Annotated in this window: 20 protein-coding genes; 5 read left to right on the top strand and 15 right to left on the bottom strand. The window is 60.7% G+C overall.

The features are described from left to right. Positions 1-109: 109 nt before the first annotated feature. From rpoD to rpsU, 3 genes are all read right to left on the bottom strand, one after another. On the bottom strand, positions 110-1,957 hold the full coding sequence (rpoD, locus tag ABCR88_RS29995) for an RNA polymerase sigma factor RpoD (RefSeq protein ID WP_011063840.1): 1,848 nt from the start codon (positions 1,955-1,957) through the stop codon (positions 110-112). A gap of 67 nt (positions 1,958-2,024) precedes the next feature. Continuing rightward, positions 2,025-3,998 (bottom strand): DNA primase, encoded by a 1,974-nt coding sequence (gene dnaG, locus ABCR88_RS29990; protein WP_350403787.1) that lies wholly within the window; start codon positions 3,996-3,998, stop codon positions 2,025-2,027. Between the two features lie 483 nt (positions 3,999-4,481). Then, positions 4,482-4,697, bottom strand: a complete 216-nt coding sequence (rpsU, locus tag ABCR88_RS29985) for a 30S ribosomal protein S21 (RefSeq protein ID WP_002551877.1) — start codon at positions 4,695-4,697, stop codon at positions 4,482-4,484. A 200-nt stretch (positions 4,698-4,897) separates the two neighbouring features. On the opposite strand from rpsU, the gene tsaD reads away from it, so the two are divergent. Next, the gene (tsaD, locus tag ABCR88_RS29980) at positions 4,898-5,923 is read left to right on the top strand and encodes a tRNA (adenosine(37)-N6)-threonylcarbamoyltransferase complex transferase subunit TsaD (RefSeq protein WP_011063838.1); all 1,026 of its coding nucleotides are present in this window, start codon (positions 4,898-4,900) and stop codon (positions 5,921-5,923) included. A 45-nt stretch (positions 5,924-5,968) separates the two neighbouring features. On the opposite strand, the gene plsY is transcribed toward tsaD, so the two are convergent. Continuing rightward, on the bottom strand, positions 5,969-6,538 hold the full coding sequence (gene plsY, locus ABCR88_RS29975) for a glycerol-3-phosphate 1-O-acyltransferase PlsY (RefSeq protein WP_019094979.1): 570 nt from the start codon (positions 6,536-6,538) through the stop codon (positions 5,969-5,971). Positions 6,539-6,612: 74 nt separating this feature from the next. Between plsY and folB the strand changes: the two genes are divergently transcribed. Together folB and folK are read left to right on the top strand one after the other, a co-directional pair. Beyond that, positions 6,613-6,966 carry a dihydroneopterin aldolase gene (gene folB / locus ABCR88_RS29970; protein ID WP_011063836.1) on the top strand — a complete coding sequence of 118 codons (354 nt, stop codon included), beginning with the start codon at positions 6,613-6,615 and terminating at the stop codon, positions 6,964-6,966. Beyond that, a complete protein-coding gene (gene folK / locus ABCR88_RS29965; RefSeq protein ID WP_041120098.1) occupies positions 6,957-7,472 on the top strand; it encodes a 2-amino-4-hydroxy-6-hydroxymethyldihydropteridine diphosphokinase in 516 nt (171 codons plus the stop codon). Before folB ends, folK begins: the two co-directional genes overlap by 10 nt. Positions 7,473-7,518: 46 nt before the next feature. Here folK and ABCR88_RS29960 read toward each other — a convergent pair whose 3' ends face one another. The 11 genes from ABCR88_RS29960 to ABCR88_RS29910 all read right to left on the bottom strand — a co-directional run bounded on the left by ABCR88_RS29960 (position 7,519) and on the right by ABCR88_RS29910 (position 21,655). After that, positions 7,519-8,748 carry a multifunctional CCA addition/repair protein gene (locus ABCR88_RS29960; RefSeq protein ID WP_350403786.1) on the bottom strand — a complete coding sequence of 410 codons (1,230 nt, stop codon included), beginning with the start codon at positions 8,746-8,748 and terminating at the stop codon, positions 7,519-7,521. Positions 8,749-8,814: 66 nt separating this feature from the next. After that, positions 8,815-10,377, bottom strand: coding sequence for a SpoVR family protein (locus tag ABCR88_RS29955; RefSeq protein ID WP_011063833.1), 1,563 nt, complete (start codon positions 10,375-10,377; stop codon positions 8,815-8,817). Further along, the gene (locus tag ABCR88_RS29950; RefSeq protein WP_011063832.1) at positions 10,374-11,648 is read right to left on the bottom strand and encodes a YeaH/YhbH family protein; all 1,275 of its coding nucleotides are present in this window, start codon (positions 11,646-11,648) and stop codon (positions 10,374-10,376) included. The genes ABCR88_RS29955 and ABCR88_RS29950 overlap by 4 nt, the downstream gene beginning before the upstream one ends. A gap of 118 nt (positions 11,649-11,766) precedes the next feature. After that, the gene (locus ABCR88_RS29945) at positions 11,767-13,689 is read right to left on the bottom strand and encodes a PrkA family serine protein kinase (protein WP_011063831.1); all 1,923 of its coding nucleotides are present in this window, start codon (positions 13,687-13,689) and stop codon (positions 11,767-11,769) included. Positions 13,690-13,988: 299 nt separating this feature from the next. Continuing rightward, positions 13,989-14,318 (bottom strand): thiosulfate sulfurtransferase GlpE, encoded by a 330-nt coding sequence (gene glpE, locus ABCR88_RS29940; RefSeq protein ID WP_011063830.1) that lies wholly within the window; start codon positions 14,316-14,318, stop codon positions 13,989-13,991. Positions 14,319-14,351: 33 nt separating this feature from the next. Further along, entirely contained in the window at positions 14,352-15,221 is an 870-nt protein-coding gene (locus ABCR88_RS29935) for a symmetrical bis(5'-nucleosyl)-tetraphosphatase (protein WP_161466530.1), read from the bottom strand. After that, on the bottom strand, positions 15,221-15,601 hold the full coding sequence (gene apaG / locus ABCR88_RS29930) for a Co2+/Mg2+ efflux protein ApaG (protein ID WP_025131262.1): 381 nt from the start codon (positions 15,599-15,601) through the stop codon (positions 15,221-15,223). The genes ABCR88_RS29935 and apaG overlap by 1 nt, the downstream gene beginning before the upstream one ends. A 124-nt stretch (positions 15,602-15,725) precedes the next feature. Further along, positions 15,726-16,538 carry a 16S rRNA (adenine(1518)-N(6)/adenine(1519)-N(6))-dimethyltransferase RsmA gene (rsmA, locus tag ABCR88_RS29925; RefSeq protein ID WP_019094977.1) on the bottom strand — a complete coding sequence of 271 codons (813 nt, stop codon included), beginning with the start codon at positions 16,536-16,538 and terminating at the stop codon, positions 15,726-15,728. Next, positions 16,535-17,524, bottom strand: a complete 990-nt coding sequence (gene pdxA, locus ABCR88_RS29920; protein ID WP_015637252.1) for a 4-hydroxythreonine-4-phosphate dehydrogenase PdxA — start codon at positions 17,522-17,524, stop codon at positions 16,535-16,537. The genes rsmA and pdxA overlap by 4 nt, the downstream gene beginning before the upstream one ends. After that, on the bottom strand, positions 17,521-18,837 hold the full coding sequence (gene surA, locus ABCR88_RS29915) for a peptidylprolyl isomerase SurA (protein WP_036997049.1): 1,317 nt from the start codon (positions 18,835-18,837) through the stop codon (positions 17,521-17,523). Before surA ends, pdxA begins: the two co-directional genes overlap by 4 nt. Then, positions 18,818-21,655 carry an LPS-assembly protein LptD gene (locus ABCR88_RS29910; protein ID WP_015637250.1) on the bottom strand — a complete coding sequence of 946 codons (2,838 nt, stop codon included), beginning with the start codon at positions 21,653-21,655 and terminating at the stop codon, positions 18,818-18,820. Before ABCR88_RS29910 ends, surA begins: the two co-directional genes overlap by 20 nt. Positions 21,656-21,785: 130 nt before the next feature. Here ABCR88_RS29910 and ABCR88_RS29905 point away from each other — a divergent pair, with 130 nt between their 5' ends. Beyond that, the gene (locus ABCR88_RS29905) at positions 21,786-22,811 is read left to right on the top strand and encodes a phosphotransferase (RefSeq protein WP_041120089.1); all 1,026 of its coding nucleotides are present in this window, start codon (positions 21,786-21,788) and stop codon (positions 22,809-22,811) included. Beyond that, a complete protein-coding gene (murU, locus tag ABCR88_RS29900) occupies positions 22,808-23,482 on the top strand; it encodes an N-acetylmuramate alpha-1-phosphate uridylyltransferase MurU (protein ID WP_041120087.1) in 675 nt (224 codons plus the stop codon). Before ABCR88_RS29905 ends, murU begins: the two co-directional genes overlap by 4 nt. The last annotated feature ends 1 nt before the right edge of the window (position 23,483 follow it).

Raw genomic sequence — 23,483 nt, 5'->3', positions numbered from 1 at the left:
TCGTTATGGCACGGGGAATGTTTCGAGTGTAGACCGGCTATGGGGCGGGGAAGGAAAGAAGGATGGACTGCAAAAAGCAAAACCCCCAGCTGGGCTGGGGGTCTTGGGCTTACTCGTCGAGGAAGGAGCGCAGATGCTCGCTTCGCGTCGGGTGGCGCAGCTTGCGCAGCGCCTTGGCTTCGATCTGGCGGATCCGCTCACGGGTCACATCGAACTGCTTACCGACTTCCTCGAGGGTATGGTCGGTATTCATGTCGATGCCGAAGCGCATGCGCAGTACCTTGGCTTCACGGGCAGTGAGGCCGGAGAGTACTTCGCGAGTTGCTTCCTTCAGGCTCTCAACCGTGGCGACATCGATTGGCGACTGCATGGTCGAGTCTTCGATGAAGTCGCCCAGATGGGAGTCTTCGTCATCACCGATCGGGGTTTCCATGGAGATCGGCTCTTTGGCGATCTTCAATACCTTGCGGATCTTGTCCTCAGGCATTTCCATGCGTTCGCCCAGCTCTTCCGGAGTCGGTTCGCGACCCATTTCCTGCAGCATCTGCCGGGAAATACGGTTGAGCTTGTTGATCGTCTCGATCATGTGCACCGGAATACGGATGGTGCGGGCCTGGTCGGCGATCGAGCGAGTGATCGCCTGACGGATCCACCAGGTGGCATAAGTCGAGAACTTGTAGCCGCGACGGTATTCGAACTTGTCCACGGCTTTCATCAAGCCGATGTTGCCTTCCTGGATCAGGTCGAGGAACTGCAGGCCACGGTTGGTGTACTTCTTGGCGATGGAGATCACCAGACGCAGGTTGGCTTCAACCATCTCTTTCTTCGCGCGGCGGGCCTTGGCCTCACCGATCGACATGCGACGGTTGATGTCCTTGATCTCGGCGATCTTCAAGCCTGTTTCGACTTCAAGAGCGGTCAGCTTCTGCTGGCAACGGATGATGTCCGGCTGCAGGCGGGCGATGGCTTCGGCGTACTTGCTCTTGCCTTTGGCCAGGGCGTCGGTCCAGCTTTCATCCACTTCGTTGCCCGGGAACTGGCGCAGGAAGTCGGCACGTGGCATGCGGGCATCACGCACGCAGAGCTGCATGATGGCGCGTTCCTGCTGGCGCAGGCGATCCAGGGCACTGCGTACACGTTCAACCAGGCCTTCGAATTGCTTCGGAACCAGTTTGATCGGCATGAACAGTTCAGCCAGGGCCAGCATTTCGGCGATGGCTTGCTTGTTCTCGCGGCCGTGTTTCTTCAGCGCCTTGCGGGTGACTTCCATCTGGTCGGCGACGGCGCCAAAGCGCTGTGCGGCGATGACCGGATCCGGACCGCTTTCGGCTTCTTCTTCGTCTTCGGTCGCTTCCGCTTCTTCGTCTTCGCTGTCGTCATCCGCTTTCGCGGTCTTGGTGTCGACAGGCGGCGGCACTTCGGCGGCAGGCGGCGTAATGCCGTCATCCGGGTCGATGTACCCGCTGAGAACATCGGACAGGCGTCCACCTTCGGTGGTGACGCGAGTGTACTCGGAGAGGATGTGATCAACCGTGCCAGGGAAGTGCGCGATTGCGCCCATCACTTCACGGATACCCTCTTCGATACGCTTGGCGATTTCGATTTCGCCTTCACGTGTGAGCAGCTCTACCGTGCCCATTTCGCGCATATACATGCGCACTGGGTCGGTAGTGCGACCAATGTCGGTTTCCACAGCCGCCAACGCTGCGGCGGCTTCTTCAGCTGCTGCTTCGTCGGTATCGGCTTCGGCCAACAAAAGGGCATCCGCATCCGGAGCACTCTCGAATACGTTGATCCCCATGTCGTTGATCATGCGGATGATGTCTTCCACCTGTTCCGGATCTGAAATATCCTCCGGCAGGTGGTCGTTGACCTCCGCGTAAGTCAGGTAACCCTGCTCACGTCCACGGCTGATCAACTCTTTGAGGCGAGACTGCTGTTGCGCTTTTCCGGACATAACACCCTATCCACTGAAGGTCTTGGCGGGCAAAAAACAAGCCGAGGATTATACCCGAGCTATGACCTCACGCGCCAGTTGAGGTCGGGTTTGATGCGGGAACATTGCGTTTTAGAAGCTCAACCAGCTGTTTTTTCTCTTCGCTGCTGAGCTCGCTTTGACGCGATTTCCTGAGAAGTTGCTCTAAAACACGCTCGCGTTGGCGAGCTGACAAACTATTAATGGTGTCGAAAAACTGTTGTTCAAGGTTATCTCCGTCGATCAGCCATTCTTTTTCCGCCAATGCGGTGAGCAGATGCCCTTGCTGGGTGCCGTGCCAGCGCGCCATCAATTGATGAATAGAGCGTAGCTTAGGATTTTTCTGCACGGCTTCGATCAGAGCCACCAGCAACTGGGTATTGGTGTTGTCGTCATCGGCAAAATGCCCGGCATCTTCAACTTTTTCTGCCAGTTGCGGGTGATGCAGCAAAGTGCGCAAGGCTGAAAGGGTCGGCGGTTCCACTGCAGCGGGAATGCGCGGGCCGCGTGGCTGGTCGCGATCGCCCTGGCGCTTGCCCTTGCCGTTCTTGTCCCAGGGTTTGTTTTCCCATTTCTTGCCGCCGGCATTTTTCTTTGGCGTCCACTCTTGTTGTGGGGCGTACGCCTCCTGATGCGGCTCATGGTAGTCGGCATAATCCGGCATCGCGTCGTAATCGATGCCTGCGTCGTAGGCGGGTGGCGCTTCGGGCGGTGCGCTGTGGGCCAGTTGGTTGACCGTTTCGTTGGTCAGGCCGGTGATTTCGCTGAGGCGCTGGCGCATCAGGGTGCGCAGGTTGGCCCCGGGGATTTTCTCGATCAGGGGCGCGGCCAGGGTCGCCAGATGGGCCTTGCCTTCCAGTGAGCGCGGGTCGGCTTCATCGATCAGTTGCTGGAAAAAGTAATCGGCCAGCGGCTGTGCGTGCTGGTTGATTCGAGCGCGGAAGGCATCGGTGCCTTCGGCGCGGACCAGGGTATCCGGATCTTCGCCTTCGGGAAGGAACAGAAAGCGCGCGCGGCGCCCGTCCTGCAAGCAGGTCAGGGTCGCCTCCAGGGCGCGCCAGGCGGCCTTGCGCCCAGCCTGGTCACCGTCGAAGCAGAATAGTACGTTGGGTACGATGCGGAACAGGCGCTTGAGGTGTTCTTCGCTGGTGGCGGTCCCCAGGGTGGCCACGGCGTTGCGCAGGCCTTGCTGGGCCAGGGCGATGACGTCCATGTAGCCCTCGACAACAATGATTTCGTCGAGGTTGCGGTTGTTCTTGCGGGCTTCAAACAGGCCGTAGAGTTCCTGGCCCTTGTGAAAGACCGGGGTCTCCGGAGAGTTCAGGTATTTGGGCTTGTCGTCCCCCAGAACCCTGCCACCGAAGGCGATGATCCGACCGCGAGTGTCGCGGATCGGGAACATCACCCGGTCGCGAAAGCGGTCATAGCGCTTGCCGGTCTCGGCGTTCTCGATCAGCAGGCCGGCATCGATCATGGCTTTCTGCTGCAGGGTGTCGCTGCTCAGGTGTTTGAATAGGTTGTCCCAGCCAGGCGGAGCGAAGCCCAGGCCGAAGTCCCGGGCGATCTCGCCGGTAAGGCCGCGCCCCTTCAGGTAGTCGACCGCAGCCTTGCGCGCTGGATGGCTTTTCAGGGCCTGGCGGTAGTAGTCGGCGGCGGCGGTGAGCAGCGGATACAGCGGTGAGTCGGTGGGTTGCCGAGGTTTGCGCTGGGCGCGGCTGCTCTCTTCGCGGGGGATTTCCATGCCAGCCGCCTTCGCCAGTTCCTCGACGGCCTGGGGAAAGTCCAGGTTGTCGTGGTCCATGATGAAGCCGAGGGCGTTCCCGCCGGCGCCGCAGCCGAAGCAGTAGTAGAACTGCTTGTCGGGGCTGACGCTGAAGGAGGGGGTCTTTTCCTTGTGGAAGGGGCAGCAGGCGGTATAGTTCTTGCCGGCTTTCTTGATTTGCAGGCGCGAACTGACGACATCGACGATGTCGGTGCGGTTCAGAAGGTCGTCAATAAAGCTCTGGGGAATAAGCCCGGCCATGGCGTTCTCGTCATCACTGCGCGCAAAGATAGCCCTGGCGACACTGTCGAAAGTTCAGGTGGCGGCCAAGCGTGAGGTTACGCGGCTCGACCCTGGTTTTCGGCGTGATCGCAGTCGGGAAGTGTATCTGCCGAACGTCCACTGACGTTAGTTTCAATCAGTATTCGACTATTTGAAGGTGTTGCGCTGAATCCGACAGTGGCTTTGGGCTGGCCTCGGATAGCTCATTAAGCGGGCGCTGGAGAAGGGCGCCTTGGGCTGATCGTCTGTAGGAATCAGATAAGGGTGTGCTCGTCAGTAGCCTTGGAAGGCTCGTCAGAAAAGACGTGCACCGCTGGCAAGAAGCCAGGTCTGACGTGGTGAAGCAGAATCGTCTGGGTCGCATGGGCGGCTTCGACGGTGAAGCATCAAGCGTATTCCGCAAATGCCATTAGCCCGGCTGAGGGCCGGGCTTGGCAGAAGCTTGCAACGAACGTCTGTGTATTAGTACAGACGTACGGCGCGGCGCTGTTCGCGCTGAACTTTCTTGGCGTGACGCTTAACAGCAGCAGCTGCTTTGCGCTTACGCTCAGAAGTCGGCTTCTCGTAAAATTCGCGGCTACGAACTTCAGCCAGAACACCGGCTTTTTCGCAGGAGCGCTTGAAACGACGCAGAGCTACGTCGAAGGGTTCGTTCTCTTTAACTTTGACGGCTGGCATCCAGAGCTACCTTCATTCATTACCGGGGTCAACGTTCTCGTCGCAAAAATCGCGGCTGAGGTCGTCGGTTTTTAAGGGTTGCGGATGTTAACCCCTCAACGCTCGGAATGCAAAGCCTCTGATCGAAAACCGCTGGTCGGGCGCGGGAGTGGCGACTATTATGCGCGCCTTCGAATTCAGCCTCTACAAGGCGCAAACCCATGCTAGTACTGGGATTAGAAACGTCCTGCGACGAAACCGGCGTCGCGTTATACGACAGTGAGCGGGGCCTGCTGGCCGACGCGCTGTTCAGCCAGATCGACCTGCATCGCGCCTACGGTGGCGTGGTGCCGGAGCTGGCCTCCCGGGATCACGTCAAGCGCATGCTGCCCTTGATCCGCCAGGTGCTGGCCGAGGCCGACTGCGTGCCTACCGAGATTGACGCGATTGCCTACACCGCTGGCCCCGGCCTTGTCGGTGCCTTGCTGGTGGGGGCTTCCTGCGCCCAGGCGCTGGCCTTTGCCTGGGGCATTCCAGCCCTGGGCGTGCACCATATGGAGGGCCACCTGCTGGCGCCGATGCTGGAGGAGCAACCTCCGCAATTCCCGTTCGTCGCTTTGTTGGTGTCCGGTGGTCATACCCAGTTGGTCCGGGTCGATGGTATCGGCCAATACGAGTTGTTGGGCGAGACCCTGGATGACGCCGCAGGCGAGGCATTCGACAAGACGGCGAAGATGATCGGCCTGAATTATCCGGGCGGCCCCGAGATTGCGCGCCTGGCGACTCAGGGCGTAGCGGGGCGCTTTGTCTTTCCGCGGCCGATGACCGATCGCCCGGGGCTGGATTTCAGCTTCAGCGGCTTGAAAACCTTCGCCTTGAACACCTGGCAGCAGTGCGTCAGCGCTGGAGACGACGGCGAACAAACCCGTTGCGACATCTCCCTCGCGTTCCAGCAGGCGGTGGTGGAGACTCTGACCATCAAATGCAAGCGTGCTTTGAAGCAGACCGGTCTCAAACGTCTGGTTATTGCGGGAGGTGTAAGTGCCAACAAGGCATTGCGCGCTTCGCTGGAAAAGATGCTGGCTGAAATGAAGGGCAATGTGTTCTACGCCCGTCCCGAGTTCTGCACCGACAACGGAGCGATGATCGCCTTTGCCGGTTGCCAGCGTTTGCAGGCCGGGCAGCAGGAAAGCCTGGCGATCAGCGTACAGGCGCGTTGGCCGATGGAGCAGTTGTCAGCTCTCTGATTTCATGCGGGGAGGCTCGGGCTGAGGCCTTTACATCTGAGGGATTCAAAAATGCCGTTCGCGCCCGGCAAACAGGTCGCGTAAATTGCCGCGGTGGCGCCAGACGATCAGCAGTGTCAGCACGCTCATCGGCAATAGCGCCTCCGGCTCCTGCCAGGCCAGCAGTGGCAAGGTCAGGGGGGTGGCGATCAGTGCGGCCAGTGAACTGGTGCGAGTGAGATAGAAGGTCAGCGCCCAGGCGGCGATGGCCAGCAGCGCGGCCGGGGGGTAGAGCCCCAGCAGCATGCCGGCGGCGGTGGCAACACCCTTGCCGCCGCGGAAGCGGAAGTACAGTGGAAACAGATGGCCGAGGACGGCATAGAGCCCCACCCAGGCCTGTTGTTGCAGGGACAAGCCCGCGAGGTGGGCGATCAGCACAGGTACCAGGCCTTTGCACAGATCTCCCAGCAGGGTCAGGACTGCGAGTTTCTTGCCGGCCAGGCGCAGCATGTTGGTGGCGCCGGCATTACCCGAGCCACTCATTCGCGGGTCGGGATTACCCGTAAGGCGGCTGAGCAAAATGGCGAAGGACAGAGAGCCGAGCAGGTAGGCGAAAATCGCCAGTAACCAAAACATGCTAACTATTCCGGGCGAGGAAGCCCTGATTCTAACGGCGCATTGCGCCCTTGTCGTGCTGCGGAGAAGAGTGCTTGGACAGAGTGTTTATCGAAGGGCTGGAAGTGGACACCGTGATTGGTGCCTACGACTGGGAGCGCGGCATCCGACAGTGCCTGCGTCTTGATCTGAGCTTTGCCTGGGACAATCGCCCGGCAGCTGCTGGAGATGATCTGACGCTGGCATTGGACTATGCCAGTGTCTCCACCCGGATCCAGGCGTTTGCCGAGCATGCCCAGTACCAGTTGGTGGAAACCTTCGCCGAGCGCCTTGCCGAGGTTCTGATGAATGAATTTCACATCCCTTGGTTGCGCTTGAAACTGACCAAGCCTGGCGCCGTCCCGGCTGCCTCGGGTGTGGGTGTGGAGATCGAGCGCGGATGTCGCTGACTCAGGTGTATCTGGGGCTCGGTAGCAATATCGAGCGTGAAGTTCATCTGCGGGCCGGGCTCGATGCCCTGGCCGGTTTTCTGGTGGATATGCGTTGCTCGCCGGTGTTCGAAAGCCAGCCGGTGGGGATCAAGAGCGGCCCGTTTTTCAACCTGGTGGTGACGGCTTTTACCGACTTGCCTCTGATCGAGCTGGACCGGCGCCTGAAGTTCATCGAGGCCGATAACGGCCGTTATGCCCCTGATCGTAAAGGCCTGCCGCTGGATATCGATGTATTGCTCTACGGTGAACTGACCGGCAATTTCGATGGCCTGATCCTGCCCCGGGCAGAGATTCTGAAGAACGCCTTCGTGCTCTGGCCGCTGTCGCTGATGGCGCCCGAGCGGGTGCATCCGCTGGCGGGCAAGAGCCTCGGGGCGCTCTGGGCCGAGGCGCAGATCGATCAGGTGCTGGCCCCGGTCGCCTTCCAATGGCGGGGCATGCAACTGACCCCACCAGACCTGTAGCTGCGCTCGACTAATCGCGGACCCGGCGGGGCGGTTCGCGACTCACTCAAGGCGCGTGCTGTTCCTTGTAGGCCTTGATGGCCTTCAGTCGTTCCAGCCTTAGTGCCTCGCCCAGTTGCGGCCCCTTGACCCCCTGTTCCAGCAAGGGTTGAACCGCCACCTTGCGCGCCGCCTCGGCGGCTCCTCGCAGGTAATCGGCTTGCGGATAAGGCCGCGACTCCAGTCCAAGACGGCCGCGAGCATCCATTTCGCATGCCGCTATGAACTCTTCGAAACGTTGTGGGCGTCGGAACACGTCGAAACTTTGCAATAGTTCCAGGAGTGTCGAGGCCTTGAGTTCCAGCGCCTTGTGGCCGTGGGTATGGTACTGGCCCACCAGCAGTGCCAACTCCTGGCATTCCCGGGGCGCCTTGAAGCGTTCATTGACCGCCTTGATCAGTTCCAGGCCTGTGCGCTCATGGCCAATGTGCCGTGGCCACTCCTCCTCGGGTGTCAGGCCTTTGCCCAGGTCGTGGAGCAGGCAGGCCCAGCGCACGCTGAGGGGTTGCTGATGCAACGCGGCTTGCAGCAGAACGCTGAGGGTGTGCGCGCCGGTGTCTATCTCCGGGTGATGGATCGCGGGTTGAGGTACGCCGAACAGTGCGTCGATTTCGGGCATCAGCACCGCCAGCGCGCCGCAGTCGCGCAATACCTGGATAAAGACCTGGGGCTGATCCTCCATCAGGGCGCGAGATATCTCTTTCCAGCTGCGTTCGGCCGTCAGGGCCTGAAGCTCACCGGATTCACTGAGGTCGCGCATCAGCTCGAGTGTCTCTGGCGCCACGCGAAAACCCAGCCCGGCGTAGCGGGCGGCGAAGCGGGCGACCCGCAGTACTCGCAGGGGATCTTCGGCGAATGCCGGGGAAACGTGGCGCAATAGCCGCTCTTCAAGGTCCTTCTGACCGTTGTAGGGATCGGTGAGGCGGCCCTGTTCATCTTCGGCCATGGCGTTGATGGTCAGGTCGCGACGGATCAGGTCCTCTTCCAGGGTGACTTCCGGGCTGGCATGGAAGGTGAAACCACCATAACCCCGCCCAGTCTTGCGCTCGGTGCGGGCCAGGGCGTATTCCTCGCCGCTCTTGGGGTGCAGGAACACCGGGAAGTCCGCGCCCACGGGGCGAAAGCCCTTGGCGAGCATCTCCTCTGCACTGGCACCCACTACCACCCAGTCGATATCGGTAACCGGCCTGCCGAGCAGGCGGTCGCGCACGGCGCCGCCGACTTTGTAAATCCGCATAAAAAAACCTCCGTTAGCGCGACAGGATAACCCTTGTATCGCGCATCCGGAGGCTTGTTATCGGGCTTAAAGGTGGATAACCGCCAGGTCCAGGCGACCGTAGTCGTTTTCGTTGTGATCGCTCTTTGGCGGTACGTGGTGGGTTTTCATCACCTGATCGCCCTGCAGGGTCTCCAGGTGAATGTCGAAGCCCCAGAGGCGGTGCAGGTGCTTGAGCACTTCGTCGGTGGAATCCCCCAGGGGTTTACGGTCGTGTTGCTGATGACGCAGGGTCAAGGAGCGGTCGCCCCGGCGGTCGATGCTCCAGATCTGCACGTTGGGTTCTCGGTTACCCAGGTTGTATTGCGCGGCGAGGGTTTCACGGATGATCCGATAGCCGCTTTCATCATGGATTGCCGGTACCAGCAGGTCGTCCTTCTGGTCGTCGTCCATGATGCTGAACAGCTTGAGATCGCGGATGACCTTGGGCGACAGGTACTGCAGGATGAAGCTCTCGTCCTTGAAGCTGCTCATGGCGAACTTGATGCTCGACAGCCAGTCGGTGCCGGCCAGTTCCGGGAACCAGCGCCGGTCCTCTTCCGTGGGCTCTTCGCAGATGCGTCGGATATCGCGGTACATGGCAAAGCCCAGGGCATAGGGGTTGATGCCGTTGTAGTAGGGGCTGTCGAAGCCTGGCTGGAATACCACGCTGGTATGGGAGGTGAGGAATTCCATCATGAAGCCATCGGTGACCAGGCCCTCGTCGTACAGATCGTTCATCAAGGTGTAGTGCCAGAAGGTAGCCCAGCCTTCGTTCATCACCTGGGTCTGGCGTTGCGGGTAGAAGTACTGGGCGATCTTGCGCACGATGCGCACGATTTCGCGTTGCCAGGGCTCCAGTAGTGGCGCGTGTTTTTCGATGAAATAGAGGATGTTTTCCTGAGGTTCGGCGGGGAAGCGCGCATTGTCCTTGTCGCTGTACTTGTCCGCGCCCTTGGGAATGGTGCGCCACAGGTCGTTGATCTGTTTCTGCAGGTGTTCCTCCCGGTCTTTCTGCCGGCGCCGTTCTTCTTCGGCGGAAATCGGGTAGGGCCGCTTGTAGCGGTCGACACCGTAGTTCATCAAGGCATGGCAGGAGTCCAGCAGATCTTCCACGGCATCGATGCCATGGCGCTCCTCGCATTGCATGATGTACTGCTTGGCAAACACCAGGTAGTCGATGATCGAGCTGGCATCGGTCCAGGTGCGGAACAGGTAGTTGCCCTTGAAGAAGCTGTTGTGGCCATAGCAGGCGTGAGCCACCACCAGCGCCTGCATGCAGATGGTGTTCTCTTCCATCAGATAGGCAATGCAAGGGTCGGAGTTGATGACGATTTCGTAGGCCAGGCCCATCTGGCCCCGGCTGTAGGATTTTTCGGTGCTGAGGAAGTGCTTGCCGTAGGACCAGTGGTGATAGCCCAGGGGCATGCCCACCGAGGCATAGGCGTCCATCATCTGCTCGGCGGTGATCACTTCGATCTGGTTGGGATAGGTGTCCAGGGCATAGCGGGCCGCGATACGGCTGATTTCACGGTCGTAGGCCTGGATCAGCTCGAAGGTCCATTCCGAGCCGGTGGAGATGGGTTGGCGCTTCTGCTCTCTGGCGGTCATGTCACTAACCTGCGCTGGAAGAGTTCACGGAAGACCGGATAGATGTCTCCGGCCGAAACCAGTTGCTGCTGGGCGAATGTATCGGAAAAGGCCTCGGCGATGCGTTCGTACTCGAACCACAGGGCCTGGTGCTCGCGCGGGGTGATTTCCACGTAGGTGTAGTACTGCACGAACGGCATGATCTGGTTGATCAGGATGTCGCGGCAGATCGGCGAGTCGTCGTTCCAGTTGTCGCCATCGGAGGCCTGGGCGGCGTAGATGTTCCACTCGTTGCTCGGGTAGCGTTCGGCCATGATCTCCTGCATCAGCTTCAGGGCGCTGGAGACGATGGTGCCGCCGGTTTCCCGGGAATAAAAGAATTCCTCCTCGTCCACTTCCCGGGCACTGGTGTGGTGGCGGATGAACACGACGTCGATCTTGTCGTAGTTGCGCTTGAGGAACAGGTACAGAAGGATGAAGAAACGCTTGGCGATGTCTTTGGTGGCCTGGGTCATGGAGCCAGAAACGTCCATCAGGCAGAACATCACCGCCTTGGAGCTGGGGTTGGGCTGTTTCACCAGCAGGTTGTACTTGAGGTCGAAGGTGTCGAGGAAGGGCACGCGGTGAATCCGGGCACTCAGGCGCTCGATTTCCGCCTCAAGCTCCTGGATATCGCCGAAATTGTCCGGTTCTTCCCGCTTCAGGCGCGCCAGTTCTTCCTTGGCTTCCCGCAGCTTGGCCCGGCTGCTGCCGGACAAGGCAATGCGCCGCGCGTGGGCCGACCGCAAGGTACGGATGATATTGATCCGAGCCGGGTTGCCTTCGTTGCTGATCCCGGCTCGCACGGTCTTGAAGGTGTCGGTTCCGGTCAGGTTGCGTTTCACCAGGTTGGGCAGTTCCAGGTCCTCGAACATGAATTCGAGGAATTCCTCCTGGGTGATCTGGAACACGAACTCGTCCATGCCTTCGCCGGAGTTGCCGGCCTTGCCCCGGCCGCCACCGCCCCCACCGCCGCCTTGAGGCCTGGCAATGTGCTCGCCGGCAGTGAACTCCTTGTTGCCTGGGTGAACCACGGTCTGCTTGCCGCCACGGCCGTGGTGCAGCACCGGTTCGTCGATATCCCGCCCGGGAATGCTGATTTGCTCGCCATGCTCCATATCGGTGATGGAGCGCCGGCTAACCGCCTCTTCGACGGCCTTTTTAATGTGGTCACGGTAGCGCCGCAGAAACCGCTGGCGGTTTACCGTGCTCTTGTTCTTGCCATTGAGACGTCGGTCGATCACATAGCTCATGGGCCCCTCCGGGGAGCTTCAAGACATAAGCTTCAAGCGGTAGGCAGCGTTGCAGCAGAGCCCGCAAGGGCTCTACGGCAAGGTGCCCGCAGCTTGGGGCTAGAAGCTTGCAGCTGCTTTACTGCGACTTTCTGACCCGCAGATACCATTCGGATAGCAGCCGTACCTGTTTGTCGGTGTAGCCGCGCTCGACCATTCGTGTGACGAAGTCGTTGTGCTTCTGCTGATCCTCCTTGCTCGCCTTGGCGTTGAAGCTGATGACCGGCAACAGGTCCTCGGTGTTGGAGAACATTTTCTTCTCGATGACCACCCGCAGCTTCTCGTAGCTGAGCCAGGTGGGGTTCTTGCCGTTGTTGTTGGCCCGGGCGCGCAGGACGAAATTGACGATTTCGTTGCGGAAATCCTTCGGGTTGCTGATCCCGGCCGGTTTTTCGATCTTTTCCAGTTCCTCGTTGAGGGCCACGCGATTGAGGATTTCGCCGGTCTCCGGATCGCGGTATTCCTGATCCTGGATCCAGAAGTCCGCATAGAGCACGTAGCGGTCGAAGATGTTCTGGCCGTACTCGCTGTAGGACTCGAGGTAGGCGGTCTGGATCTCCTTGCCGATGAATTCGATGTAGCGCGGTGCCAGATATTCCTTGAGGAAGCGCAGGTAGCGCTCGCGGGTTTCTGCCTGGAACTGCTCTTGCTCGATCTGTTGTTCCAGCACGTACAGCAGGTGCACCGGGTTCGCCGCCACTTCGTGAGGGTCGAAGTTGAAGACCTTCGACAGGATCTTGAAGGCAAAGCGAGTCGACAACCCGTTCATCCCCTCGTCGACGCCGGCGCTGTCACGGTACTCCTGGATCGACTTGGCCTTGGGATCGGTGTCCTTGAGGTTTTCGCCGTCATACACCCGCATCTTCGAGTAGATGTTGGAGTTCTCCGGTTCCTTGAGGCGCGAAAGCACGGTGAACTGCGCCAGCATCTTCAGGGTGTCGGGGGCGCAGTGGGCCTTGGCCAGGGAGCTGTTGAACAGCAGCTTGTCGTAGATCTTCACCTCATCGGTGACCCGCAGGCAGTACGGCACCTTGACGATATAGATCCGGTCGATGAAGGCTTCGTTGTTCTTGTTGTTGCGGAAGGTGTGCCATTCCGACTCGTTGGAGTGGGCCAGCAGAATGCCGGTAAACGGAATCGCCCCCAGGCCCTCGGTGCTGTTGTAGTTGCCTTCCTGGGTCGCGGTCAGCAGTGGGTGCAGCACCTTGATCGGTGCCTTGAACATTTCGACGAATTCCATCAGGCCCTGGTTGGCTCGGCACAGCGCCCCGGAGTAGCTGTAGGCGTCGGCGTCGTTCTGGGGGAATTCTTCCAGCTTGCGGATATCCACCTTGCCCACGAGGGCCGAGATGTCCTGGTTGTTCTCATCCCCAGGCTCGGTCTTGGCCACGGCAATCTGGTTGAGGATCGACGGATAGAGTTTCACCACTCGGAACTGGCTGATGTCACCGCCGAACTCCGACAGGCGCTTGGTGGCCCAGGGCGACATGATGGTGTTGAGGTAACGCCGGGGAATGCCGAAGTCTTCTTCGAGAATCGCGCCATCTTCCGTGGCGTTGAACAGGCCCAGCGGTGATTCGAAGACCGGAGAGCCCTTGATGGCGTAGAAGGGCACTTTCTCGATCAGTTGCTTGAGTTTCTCGGCGAGGGAGGATTTACCACCGCCCACCGGCCCCAGCAGATAGAGGATCTGTTTCTTTTCTTCCAGGCCCTGAGCGGCATGACGGAAGTAGGAGACGATCTGATCGATGCATTCTTCCATGCCATGGAAGTCTTCGAACGCCGGATAGCGGCGAATCACTTTGTTGGAGAAGATTCGCGACAGCCTCGAATTGGTCGAGGTATCCAGCAATTCGGGCTCGCCGATGGCCAGCAGCAGGCGCTCGGCGGCCGAGGCGTAGGCGCTTCGATCCTTCTTGCACAGCTCCAGGTATTCCTGCAGCGAAAACTCTTCCTGGCGTGTGGATTCGAAGCGTTGTTGGAAGTGGCTAAAAATACTCATGACGTCACCTCGCTCGATACGTGGAGCCGGCGTCGGATCAGTCAGTCAAGTGCTGGCATGCAGCTGAGTTTCCAGCTGCTGTTTACCCCCCAGAACACTTTCAAAGCTATCGACCTTGAAAGCTAGTACCGATGACCCGCTCGCCGGTGTACCGGCTCTCCCCTGATTTGGATGGCCTGAGGCTAAGGATAGTTCGGAATCCGGGAGGTCAAGGCGAGATGGGGAATTAGTTGCCCGCTACCGTTCGTCTGGTACTGCGTCAGCCCGCGTCTTACGCGGGCTAGAGCGTCGGAAAAAAATTATTCAGGGTTGCCCTGAGCGGTTTCCGCTGGATAAGTGCTGCGCCACAGTTCGAAGCCGCCATCCAGGCTGTAGACGTCGGAAAAGCCCTGGCTGACCAGGTAGGCCGCCGCGCTCTGGCTCGAGTTTCCGTGATAGCACACCACCACTAGCGGAGCGTCGAGGTCAGCAGCACGGATGAAGTCGGAAATGGAGTGATTGTCCAGGTGTTGCGAGCCACTGATGTGGTTCAGTGCGTAGGTTTGCGGATCGCGGATATCCACCACCACGGCACCTTGCTCGCGCAGTGCCTGGGCCTGTTCTGGGGGGATGCGTTTGAATTCGCTCATGGTGGGCTCCTGGAGCTTGATAATCAGCGCCGGCTAGCGCTTTGCCGGTGCCGGCAGGGGTTCGGGGGAAAGAGCGGCGGTGCGGCCCTGGGCATCGCAGTCGCAGGTCAGGCGTACGCCGCTATCGACATTCAGCAGGGTCATGGCCCCGCCCCAGACGCAGCCGCTGTCCAGGGCGAAGATGCCGGGCTCGTTGCAATGGCCTTCCAGGGCTGCCCAGTGGCCGAAGATGATCTTCAGGTCCCGGGTCTTGCGCTCCTTGTGGCTGAACCAGGGGGCGTAGCCCGGTGGCGCGGTGTCCAGGCCCTCCTTGCTCTTGAGGTCCAGCTTGCCGTCGCTGGTACAGAAGCGCATGCGGGTGAAGTAGTTGGTGATGACCCGCAGGCGGGTCACGCCTTTGAGATCACTGTCCCATTTCGCTGGATCATTGCCATACATGCCGTCCAGGAAGGGGGCGAAGAGGTTGTCGTCGCGCAACGCTTCTTCGACCTCGGCGGCACATTTCTGGGCTTTCTTCAGCGACCACTGGGGGGCTATGCCGGCGTGCACCATGGCGATGTTGCGGGCTTCGTCGTAATGCATCAGCTTCTGCTGGCGCAGCCACTGCAAGAGCTCCTCGCAATCGGGAGCCTCCAGGATCTCGCGCAGAGTGTCGGATTTCTTCAGGCGCTCGACGTTGCGCCAGACGGCCAGCAGGTGCAGGTCGTGATTGCCCAGCACGCAGACCAGCGAGTCGCGGATCGAATACAGGTAGCGCAGGGTTTCCAGCGACTGCGGGCCACGGTTGACCAGGTCGCCCACCAGCCACAGGCGATCCCGGGCGGGATCGAAGGCTACTTGTTCAAGCAGGCATTGCAGAGGTTCCAGGCAGCCTTGCAGGTCGCCGACGGCGTAGGTCGCCATCAGTGCAAGGCTCCGGGCACGGCCAGGCGGAAGGGCGCAATGATGGCGTCGAACTGTTTGCCATCCTCGGCGAGCATCTGATAGCTGCCCTGCATGTTGCCAACCCGGGTGGTCATTACCGTGCCGCTGCTATAGGTGTGGCTTTTGCCTGCGGCGATCAGCGGTTGCTGGCCCACCACGCCGGCACCACGGACCTCTTCGACATGCCCGTCGCCATCGGTGATCACCCAGTGCCGGGACAGCAGCTTGGCTGGAAGCGAGCCATTGTTCTGCACGGTGATGGTGTAGGCGAAAGCGAAGCGGTTCTGCTCGGGTTGCGATTGGTCTGCCAGAAAGCGAGTGACGACGCTGACGTCGACCTGGTAACGAGGATCGGACATGCAAGGGGCCTTTAAAGCAAAGCGGGACGCAGGACAGGACTGATGGAGGTCAGTCTAGGTCAAGTATCGGGTAGTAGACCAGACATCCTGCCTGGCGTCCTACCCGATATCAGCCGAGGGCGTTTCAGTCGGTGGCGGGCTTGGGCTGGCCTGCCAGCTGATCGGCCAGGCGCACGAAGGCGGCCAGGTCCAGTTGTTCGGGACGCAGGCTGCCGTCGACGCCGGCGGCCTCGATCTCGGCGCTGCTGAGCAGTGCCTTGAGGGTGTTGCGCAGGGTCTTGCGGCGCTGGTTGAAGGCTTCGCGCACGATGCGCTCCAACAGGCGATGATCCTTGGCCGGGTGTGGCAGTACCGCGTGGGGCACCAGGCGCACGATCGCCGAGTCAACTTTTGGCGGCGGATTGAAGGCGCCCGGTCCGACGTTGAACAGGTGCTCCACACGGCAGTGATACTGAACCATGATCGAAAGACGGCCCCAATCACCGCCGCCAGGGCCGGCGGCCAGGCGTTCGACCACTTCCTTTTGCAGCATGAAGTGCATGTCGCGGATCAGTCCGGCGTTCTGCAGCAGGTGGAAGATCAGCGGAGTAGAGATGTTGTAGGGCAGGTTGCCGACCACCCGCAGGCTGCCTGGCGCTGCGCCCAGGGTGTTGAAGTCGAACTTCAGGGCGTCGCCCTGGTGCAGGTTGAAGTTGCTCTTGCCGGCGAACTGCTGGTTGAGGATCGGGATCAGGTCCTTGTCCAGTTCCACCACGTCCAGCTGGGCGCCGCTGCCCAGCAGGCCCTCGGTCAGGGCGCCCTGGCCCGGGCCAATTTCCAGCATGCGGTCCTCGGGCTTGGCGTGGATGGACCGCAGGATGCGGTCGATGACGCCAGCGTCATGCAGGAAGTTCTGGCCGAAACGCTTGCGCGCCCGGTGTTGGTATTGCTCGGTCATATACGGTTCTCGGCCATCTGGTAGGCGGTTTCCAGGGCGACCTGCAGGCTGCCGGTGTCGATCTTGCCGCTGCCGGCCAGGTCCAGGGCGGTGCCGTGGTCGACGGAGGTGCGGATGATCGGCAAGCCGAGCGTCACGTTGACGGCCGCACCGAAGCCTTTGTATTTCAGCACAGGCAAGCCTTGGTCGTGGTACATCGCCAGCACTGCGTCGCAGTGCTCCAGATATTTGGGGGTAAACAGAGTGTCGGCAGGCAACGGACCGCGCAGGTCCATGCCTTCGGTGCGCAGGCGCTCTAGGGTAGGTTCGATGATGTCGATTTCTTCGCGGCCCAGGTGACCGCCTTCACCGGCGTGGGGGTTGAGCCCGCAGACCAGGATGCGGGGCCGGGCGATGCCGAACTTGTGTTGCAGGTCGGCATGCAGGATCCGCGTGACCCGCTCCAGGCGCTCGACAGTGATGGCGTCGGCGATTTCCCGCAAGGGCAGGTGGGTGGTTACCAGCGCCACGCGCAGGCCGTGGGTGGCCAGCATCATCACCACTTGCTCGGTGTGGGTCAGGTCGGCGAGGAATTCGGTATGGCCGGAAAAGGCGATCCCGGAGTCGTTGATCACGCCTTTGTGCACGGGGGCGGTGATCATGCCGGCAAAGTGCCCGTCCAGGCAGCCCTGGCCGGCGCGGGTCAGGGTTTGCAGGACAAAAGCCGCATTGGCCTGGTCCAGCTGGCCGCTGATCACTGGTTTGGCCAGGGGGGTGTCCCAGACATACAGGCTGTTCGCCGGGGCGGGTTCAGTCGGCAGTTGCTCCAGGGTTACCGGCAACAGATCGACGGCCACGCCCAGCTGCGCGGCCCGCTCTAGGAGCAGGTCGCGGCTGGTAATAGCAATCAGGGGGTGAGGCTGGGGTTGCGAAGCGAGCAGCAGGCACAGGTCAGGACCTATACCCGCCGGTTCGCCGGGTGTCAGAGCGAAACGTCTGGGTTTCACTGTGCCGCCTGTTCAGCGCCGGGCAGCTTGATTTCGACGTAGGCCTCGTCACGGATCTGCCGCAACCAGGTCTGCAGCTCTTCGTCGTACTTGCGGTTACGCAGGACGGTCATGGCTTGCTGTTCGCGGGCCTGGCTGGTGCTGTCGGTGGCGCGACGGCCAAGGACTTCCAGTACGTGCCAGCCGTAAGGGCTCTTGAAGGGCTTGGACAGTTGACCTTGTGGGGTCTTGGCCATCACTTCGCGGAACTCCGGCACCAGGGCGTTCGGGTCGATCCAGTTGAGGTCGCCGCCGTTGAGGGCAGAGCCTGGGTCTTCCGAGTAGCTTTTTGCCAGTTCGGCGAAGTCTTCGCCGGCCTCGATGCGATCGTAGAGTTTCTGCGCCAGGCGCTTGGTCTCTTCTTCGCTGCGAATTTCGCTTGGCTTGATCAGGATGTGACGCACGTGCACTTCGTCACGCACCTGATTGCCGCCGCCACGCTTGTCCAGCAGCTTGAGGATGATGAAGCCGCCTGGGGTACGGGCTGGTTGGGTAATGTCGCCCACGGCCATGGCGCTCAGTTCGCGATCGAATGGAGGGGGCAGTTGAGCCGCTTTGCGCCAGCCCATGTCGCCGCCTTCCAGAGCGTTGTCGCTGCCGGAGCGGGCGATTGCCAGCTGGGCGAAGTCCGCACCCTGCTTGAGCTGCTGGTACACCTCCATGGCCTGGCGGGCAGCACTCTGAATTGCTTCGGAGTTGGCGCTTTCCGGGGTCGGGATCAGGATGTTGGCCAGGTGCAGTTCTTCGGAGAGCTGCATCTTGCCCAGGTCCGAGGCCAGGAAGTTCTTCACTTCCTGTTCCGATACCTGGATGCGTTCGGCCACACGGCGCTGACGCACGCGGCTGATGATCATCTCGCGGCGAACCTGGTCACGGGCGTCCTCATAAGAAAGACCATCGTGGGCCAGGGCGGCGCGGAATTGCTCGATGCTCATGCTGTTGCGCTGGGCAATGGTGCCGATCGCCTGGTTCAGTTCTTCATCGGTGATGCGGATGCCGGAGCGTTCGCCAATCTGCAGTTGCAGGTTTTCAACGATCAGGCGTTCCAGAACCTGTTGCTCCAGGACGCTGGTAGGCGGTACACCACCGCCACGCTTGGCGATGGTTTGCTGGACTTCGTGAACCCGTTGGTCCAACTGGCTCTGCATGACTACGTCGTTGTCGACGATGGCCACGACCTTGTCGATGGACTGTACTGCGGCGCTGGCCGCAGTACTCAGGAACAGCGCGCCCAGCATCAGCGGGCGCAGACAATCAGAAAGCTTGGTCTTCACGTTCACGATAACCTTGGATGCCTTTGTCGAGGAAGCTCTCTACTTTGGTGCCCATGACGCCACCGAGACCCTTCAGAACAATTTGGAGGAAGATGCCGCGGTCGCCTTTTTCGTTCTCCGGAGCGTTCTGACTGAACTCGTCATACTTGACCCAGTAACGGCTGATCAGGCGCAGTTTCCAGCAGCAGTTGTCGTATTCGAAACCACCGAAGGCCTCGAGCGTGCGGTTACGGTTGTAGTCGTACTGCCAACGGCTGATGGCGTTCCATTGCGGCACGATCGGCCAGATCACCGAGAAGTCATGCTGCTGGATCTTGTAGTAGTCCTTCACGTAGCCAGGCTGGCCTGGAGTGCCGTAGTCGCCACCCATTTTCCAGGTACCGCTGTTCTGGTCGTAGCGAATCTGGTCGTTGCGATAGCGATAGCCGGCGTTGACCACCTTGTTCGGGTTGTCTTCAGGCTGATAGTGGAACATCGCACTGCCGGAACGCGGGCTGTGGCTGTCCGGGTCCCAGTTGTAGTCGGCAGTTGCACGCCAGTCGCGGTTGTAGCGGTATTCGTACTCAAGTGCGTAAGGCGAGACGTTCGAGGTGGCGTCCGCGCGGGTACGGTAATCGATGCCCGGGAGCTGGACGGTACGGTCCTTGAAGTACAGAGCCTGGCCGACGCTGATGCGCTGGCGTTGGAAACCGTTGTCTTCGATCCAGCGGCTGGTCACACCCAAGGACAGCTTGTTCTCGTCGCCGACACGGTCAGAGCCGGAAAAGCGGTTGTCGCGGAACAAGGAGGCGTAGTTGAACGTGGGCTCGCCAGTATCGAATACCGGGATGTCTTTCTGATCCTCTTCAGGAACGTAGAGGTAGAACGCGCGTGGCTCCAGGGTTTGACGATAGTTCTTGCCAAACCATTGGGTGTTGCGGTCGAAGTACAGGCCACCGTCGAGGCTGGCGATCGGGACGCCGCGGTTTTGGTTTCGGCTGTAGTCGCCGCCGACATAGCGGGTGCCTGTAGCGGTCGCGTAGTTGCGTGCCGCGACGATGCCTTCTTTGCCAGTACCATCAAGATCAAGGTTGTATTGGGTATACATGTACTTCAAGGACGGGGTCAGGTAGCCGTAGCTCCAGTTCAGCGGCAGGCTGACGCCCGGCTTGAGGTTCAGACGATCGCCATTCGCGCGGGCTAGCCCAGCGACGTTGGTATCCAGGCGTCGCGTGCCCACTGCACCGGTAACCGGATCGATCGGCCCACCGTCCTTGTCCGTATAATTGCCTGTCAGCAGATCCCGATCGAAGCGCACCAACTCGGTTTCATAAGTGAAATCCAGGCCTTGCGGATGGTACGGCAGCGCGCCGTTGAAGGTGATTTGTGGCAGCTTGTTGTACGGAGTGATGTTAGACACGCTGGCCAGCTCGTACGCCTGTACGTTCAGGCGTGCGGTGTAGCTGTCGCCACGGTAGGTCACGGCACCTTGCTGGTTGACGTAATCGGTGGACTTCACGCCGATCTGGTCGGTTTGCAGATCCTGGAAGTAGTACGGATCGCTGATCTTGGTGTAGTCGACTTCGGTCATCAGACGCGAATCAAGCCCGCCCTTGTGTTGCCAGTTGAGCATGTAGCGGGTTTTTTCGTAGTCGGTCTGCTTCTTGCGATCGGTGTCGTCGTCGTTGAGGTAGGCCGCGCCGAACTGACCTTCGCTGCTTTTGGTCAGGTAGCGGAACTCGCCTTCCATCAACAGGCCGCGCTTGGCCATGTAGCGTGGGTACAACGTGGCGTCGTAGTTGGGTGCCAGGTTGAAGTAGTAGGGGGTCACCAGCATGAAGCCGGTATCGCTGCCGGTACTGAAGCTAGGCGGCAGGAAGCCGGACTGGCGACGATCGTCGATCGGGAAGTAGATATACGGGGTGTAGAGCACCGGAATATCTTTGACCCGAAGGGTCACGTTGGTCGCGGTGCCGAAGCCGGTGGCCGGGTTCAAGGTGATGTTGTTGCCCTTGAGCTGCCAGGCGTTGCTGTTCGGTTCGCACGTGGTGTACGTACCATCCTTGAGGCGGATGATGGCGTTTTCCGCGCGCTTGGCGTACAGCGCATTACCACGGACGCGGGATTTGTGCAGAACGTACTCGGCGTTGTCGACCTTGGCTTCACCGGTATCCAGCTGGATGTCGGCGTGGTCGCCCACCAGCAGCGCGCCATTGTCGCGTACGCGCACGTTGCCGCTTAGTTCGCCGCGGTTCTCGGCCTGATACAGGCTGGCCTCGTCGGCCTCGACCTGCATGCTGCCCTGGCGCATGACCACGTCACCGGCCAGGGTCGCCACCTGTTCTTCCTGCTGATAGCGGGAAGCCTTGGCGCCGATAAAGGTCGGAGCGTCACTTTTATTCGTCTTGTCATTCATGCCAGGACGAATCGGTTCGATATAGGAACCAGAGCAGTAAGGACCAGTCTCGGCCAATTGAGCGGCGGTGAGCTTCTCGCGCGGTACCCAGTCGAGGTGGCTGTAGTCCGCACTGCGGGACTTCAGGCCACGGCCCTTGGCCTCGGTCACCAGCTTCGACTTGTCGCCGCTGGCTTCTTCGCCCGTAGCATCGGCTGCCGTGGCAACGCTGGAGCTGACCGAGTTGGCGTCGTGGACCGGGCGCGGCGGCAGTTGGGCGGCGCTGGTTTTCGGCGCACAGGCCCAGCCACCCGAAGCAGAGACTGAGCAGTCATACTGTTCCGCGGCGACCACGAAGGAAGTGGCTAGAGGTTGCAGGGCCAGCAAACTGCCGGTAACCAGCAACGGAAATTTTTTACGAAACGCGGGGGATTTCAATGCCATCTTATTAGTCCGGGCTTCCTGCGTGCCATCTGCCCGCGGTGTGGGCCGCACGCCTCTCGATGGTCTGAAAAAGATGCTGGATAATAAAGCATGACCCGCTTGACGGCTAGCGCCGTCGGAGACCCTTGTAATGCCTGACCAAGATGTACGCTTGCAACACCTGAAAGTTTGGCTCGATGAGCAGTTGGCGATTGTTTATGCAGCACAGGGCTGGGGTGAAGTGCCCCCGGCAACATTGACCGCAGCCAGCAGCGACGCGAGTTTCCGTCGTTATTTCCGTTGGCAGGGCGCGGGTCGCAGCTTCGTGGTGATGGACGCTCCGCCCCCCCAGGAAAACTGCAAACCCTTCGTGGATATCGCCCGTTTACTGGCGACTTGCGGCATCAACGTGCCGAAAATTTATGCAGAAGATTTGCCTCGCGGCTTCCTGTTGCTCAATGACCTGGGCAATCAGACCTACCTGGACGTGATCAACGAACATAATGCCGACGCACTGTTCGAGGATGCATTCCAGGCTTTGCTGGCCTTCCAGCAGTTGCCGATGGACACGCCCCTGCCCAGTTACGACGTGGCCCTGCTGCGCCGCGAACTGGAGCTGTTCCCCGAGTGGTACATCGGCCGTGAGCTGGGCATCAGCCTGAGTCCGCAGCAGCGCGAGCAATGGCAGCGTGCCAGCGACCTGCTGATCGACAGCGCCCTGGCGCAACCCAAGGTGCTGGTGCACCGCGACTATATGCCACGCAACCTGATGCACAGCGAACCGAACCCCGGCGTGCTGGACTTCCAGGATGCGGTCTACGGCCCGGTGACCTATGACGTGACCTGTCTGTTCAAGGATGCCTTCCTCAGCTGGCCGGAGTCCCGGGTACAAGGCTGGCTGAGCCAGTACTGGCACCAGGCGCGGGCGCGGGGTATCCCGGTGCAGGACGACTTTGACGAGTTTCTGCGGGCCAGCGACCTGATGGGCGTGCAGCGTCACCTCAAGGTGATCGGTATCTTCTCGCGGATTTGCCACCGCGATGGCAAACCACGCTACCTGGCCGACGTGCCGCGCTTCTTTGCTTATATAGAGGCGGTGACGTCCCGACGCCCCGAGCTTGCAGAGCTGTCGCAACTGCTGCTCAGCCTGCGCCAGCCGGCGGGAGCCCATGCATGAAGGCGATGATCCTGGCAGCCGGCAGGGGCGAGCGCATGCGCCCCCTGACCCTGACCACTCCCAAACCCTTGCTGCCTGTAGCGGGCGTGCCGCTGATCGAGTACCACCTGCGGGCCCTGGCGGCGGCAGGTTTTCGCGACATCGTCATCAACCATGCCTGGCTCGGCCAGCAGATCGAGGATGCACTCGGCGATGGCCAGCGCTGGGGCCTGAACATTCAGTATTCGGCCGAAGGCCAGCCGCTGGAAACCGGCGGCGGGATTTTCCAGGCATTGCCCTTGTTGGGGGACGCGCCGTTCCTGGTGGTCAATGGCGATATCTGGACCGACTACGATTTTGCCGTCCTGCGCCGGCCCCTGGCCGGGCTGGCTCATCTGGTGATGGTGGACAACCCGCCGCACCACCCCAGTGGTGGCGACTTCTGCCTGGTAAACGGCCAGTTGCACGACCGCCAGCCTGGCGCAGCGGCGCTCACGTTCAGCGGCATATCGGTGCTGCATCCGCGGTTATTCGAAGATTGTGTTGCCGGTCCGTTCAAGCTGGCGCCGCTATTGCGCGAAGCCATGGCACAAGGCCAGGTCAGTGGCGAACATATGCAGGGGCACTGGGTCGATGTCGGCACCGTCGAGCGCCTGGCCCAGGTTGAACACTTGCTGCAAGCGAGTCGCTGAT

It is taken from the genome of Pseudomonas sp. W17 (assembly GCF_040268305.1).
Lineage (GTDB): Bacteria > Pseudomonadota > Gammaproteobacteria > Pseudomonadales > Pseudomonadaceae > Aquipseudomonas > Aquipseudomonas protegens.
Note: the sequence above shows the minus strand (reverse complement) of the source record. Positions and strands in the feature narration are given on the sequence as shown.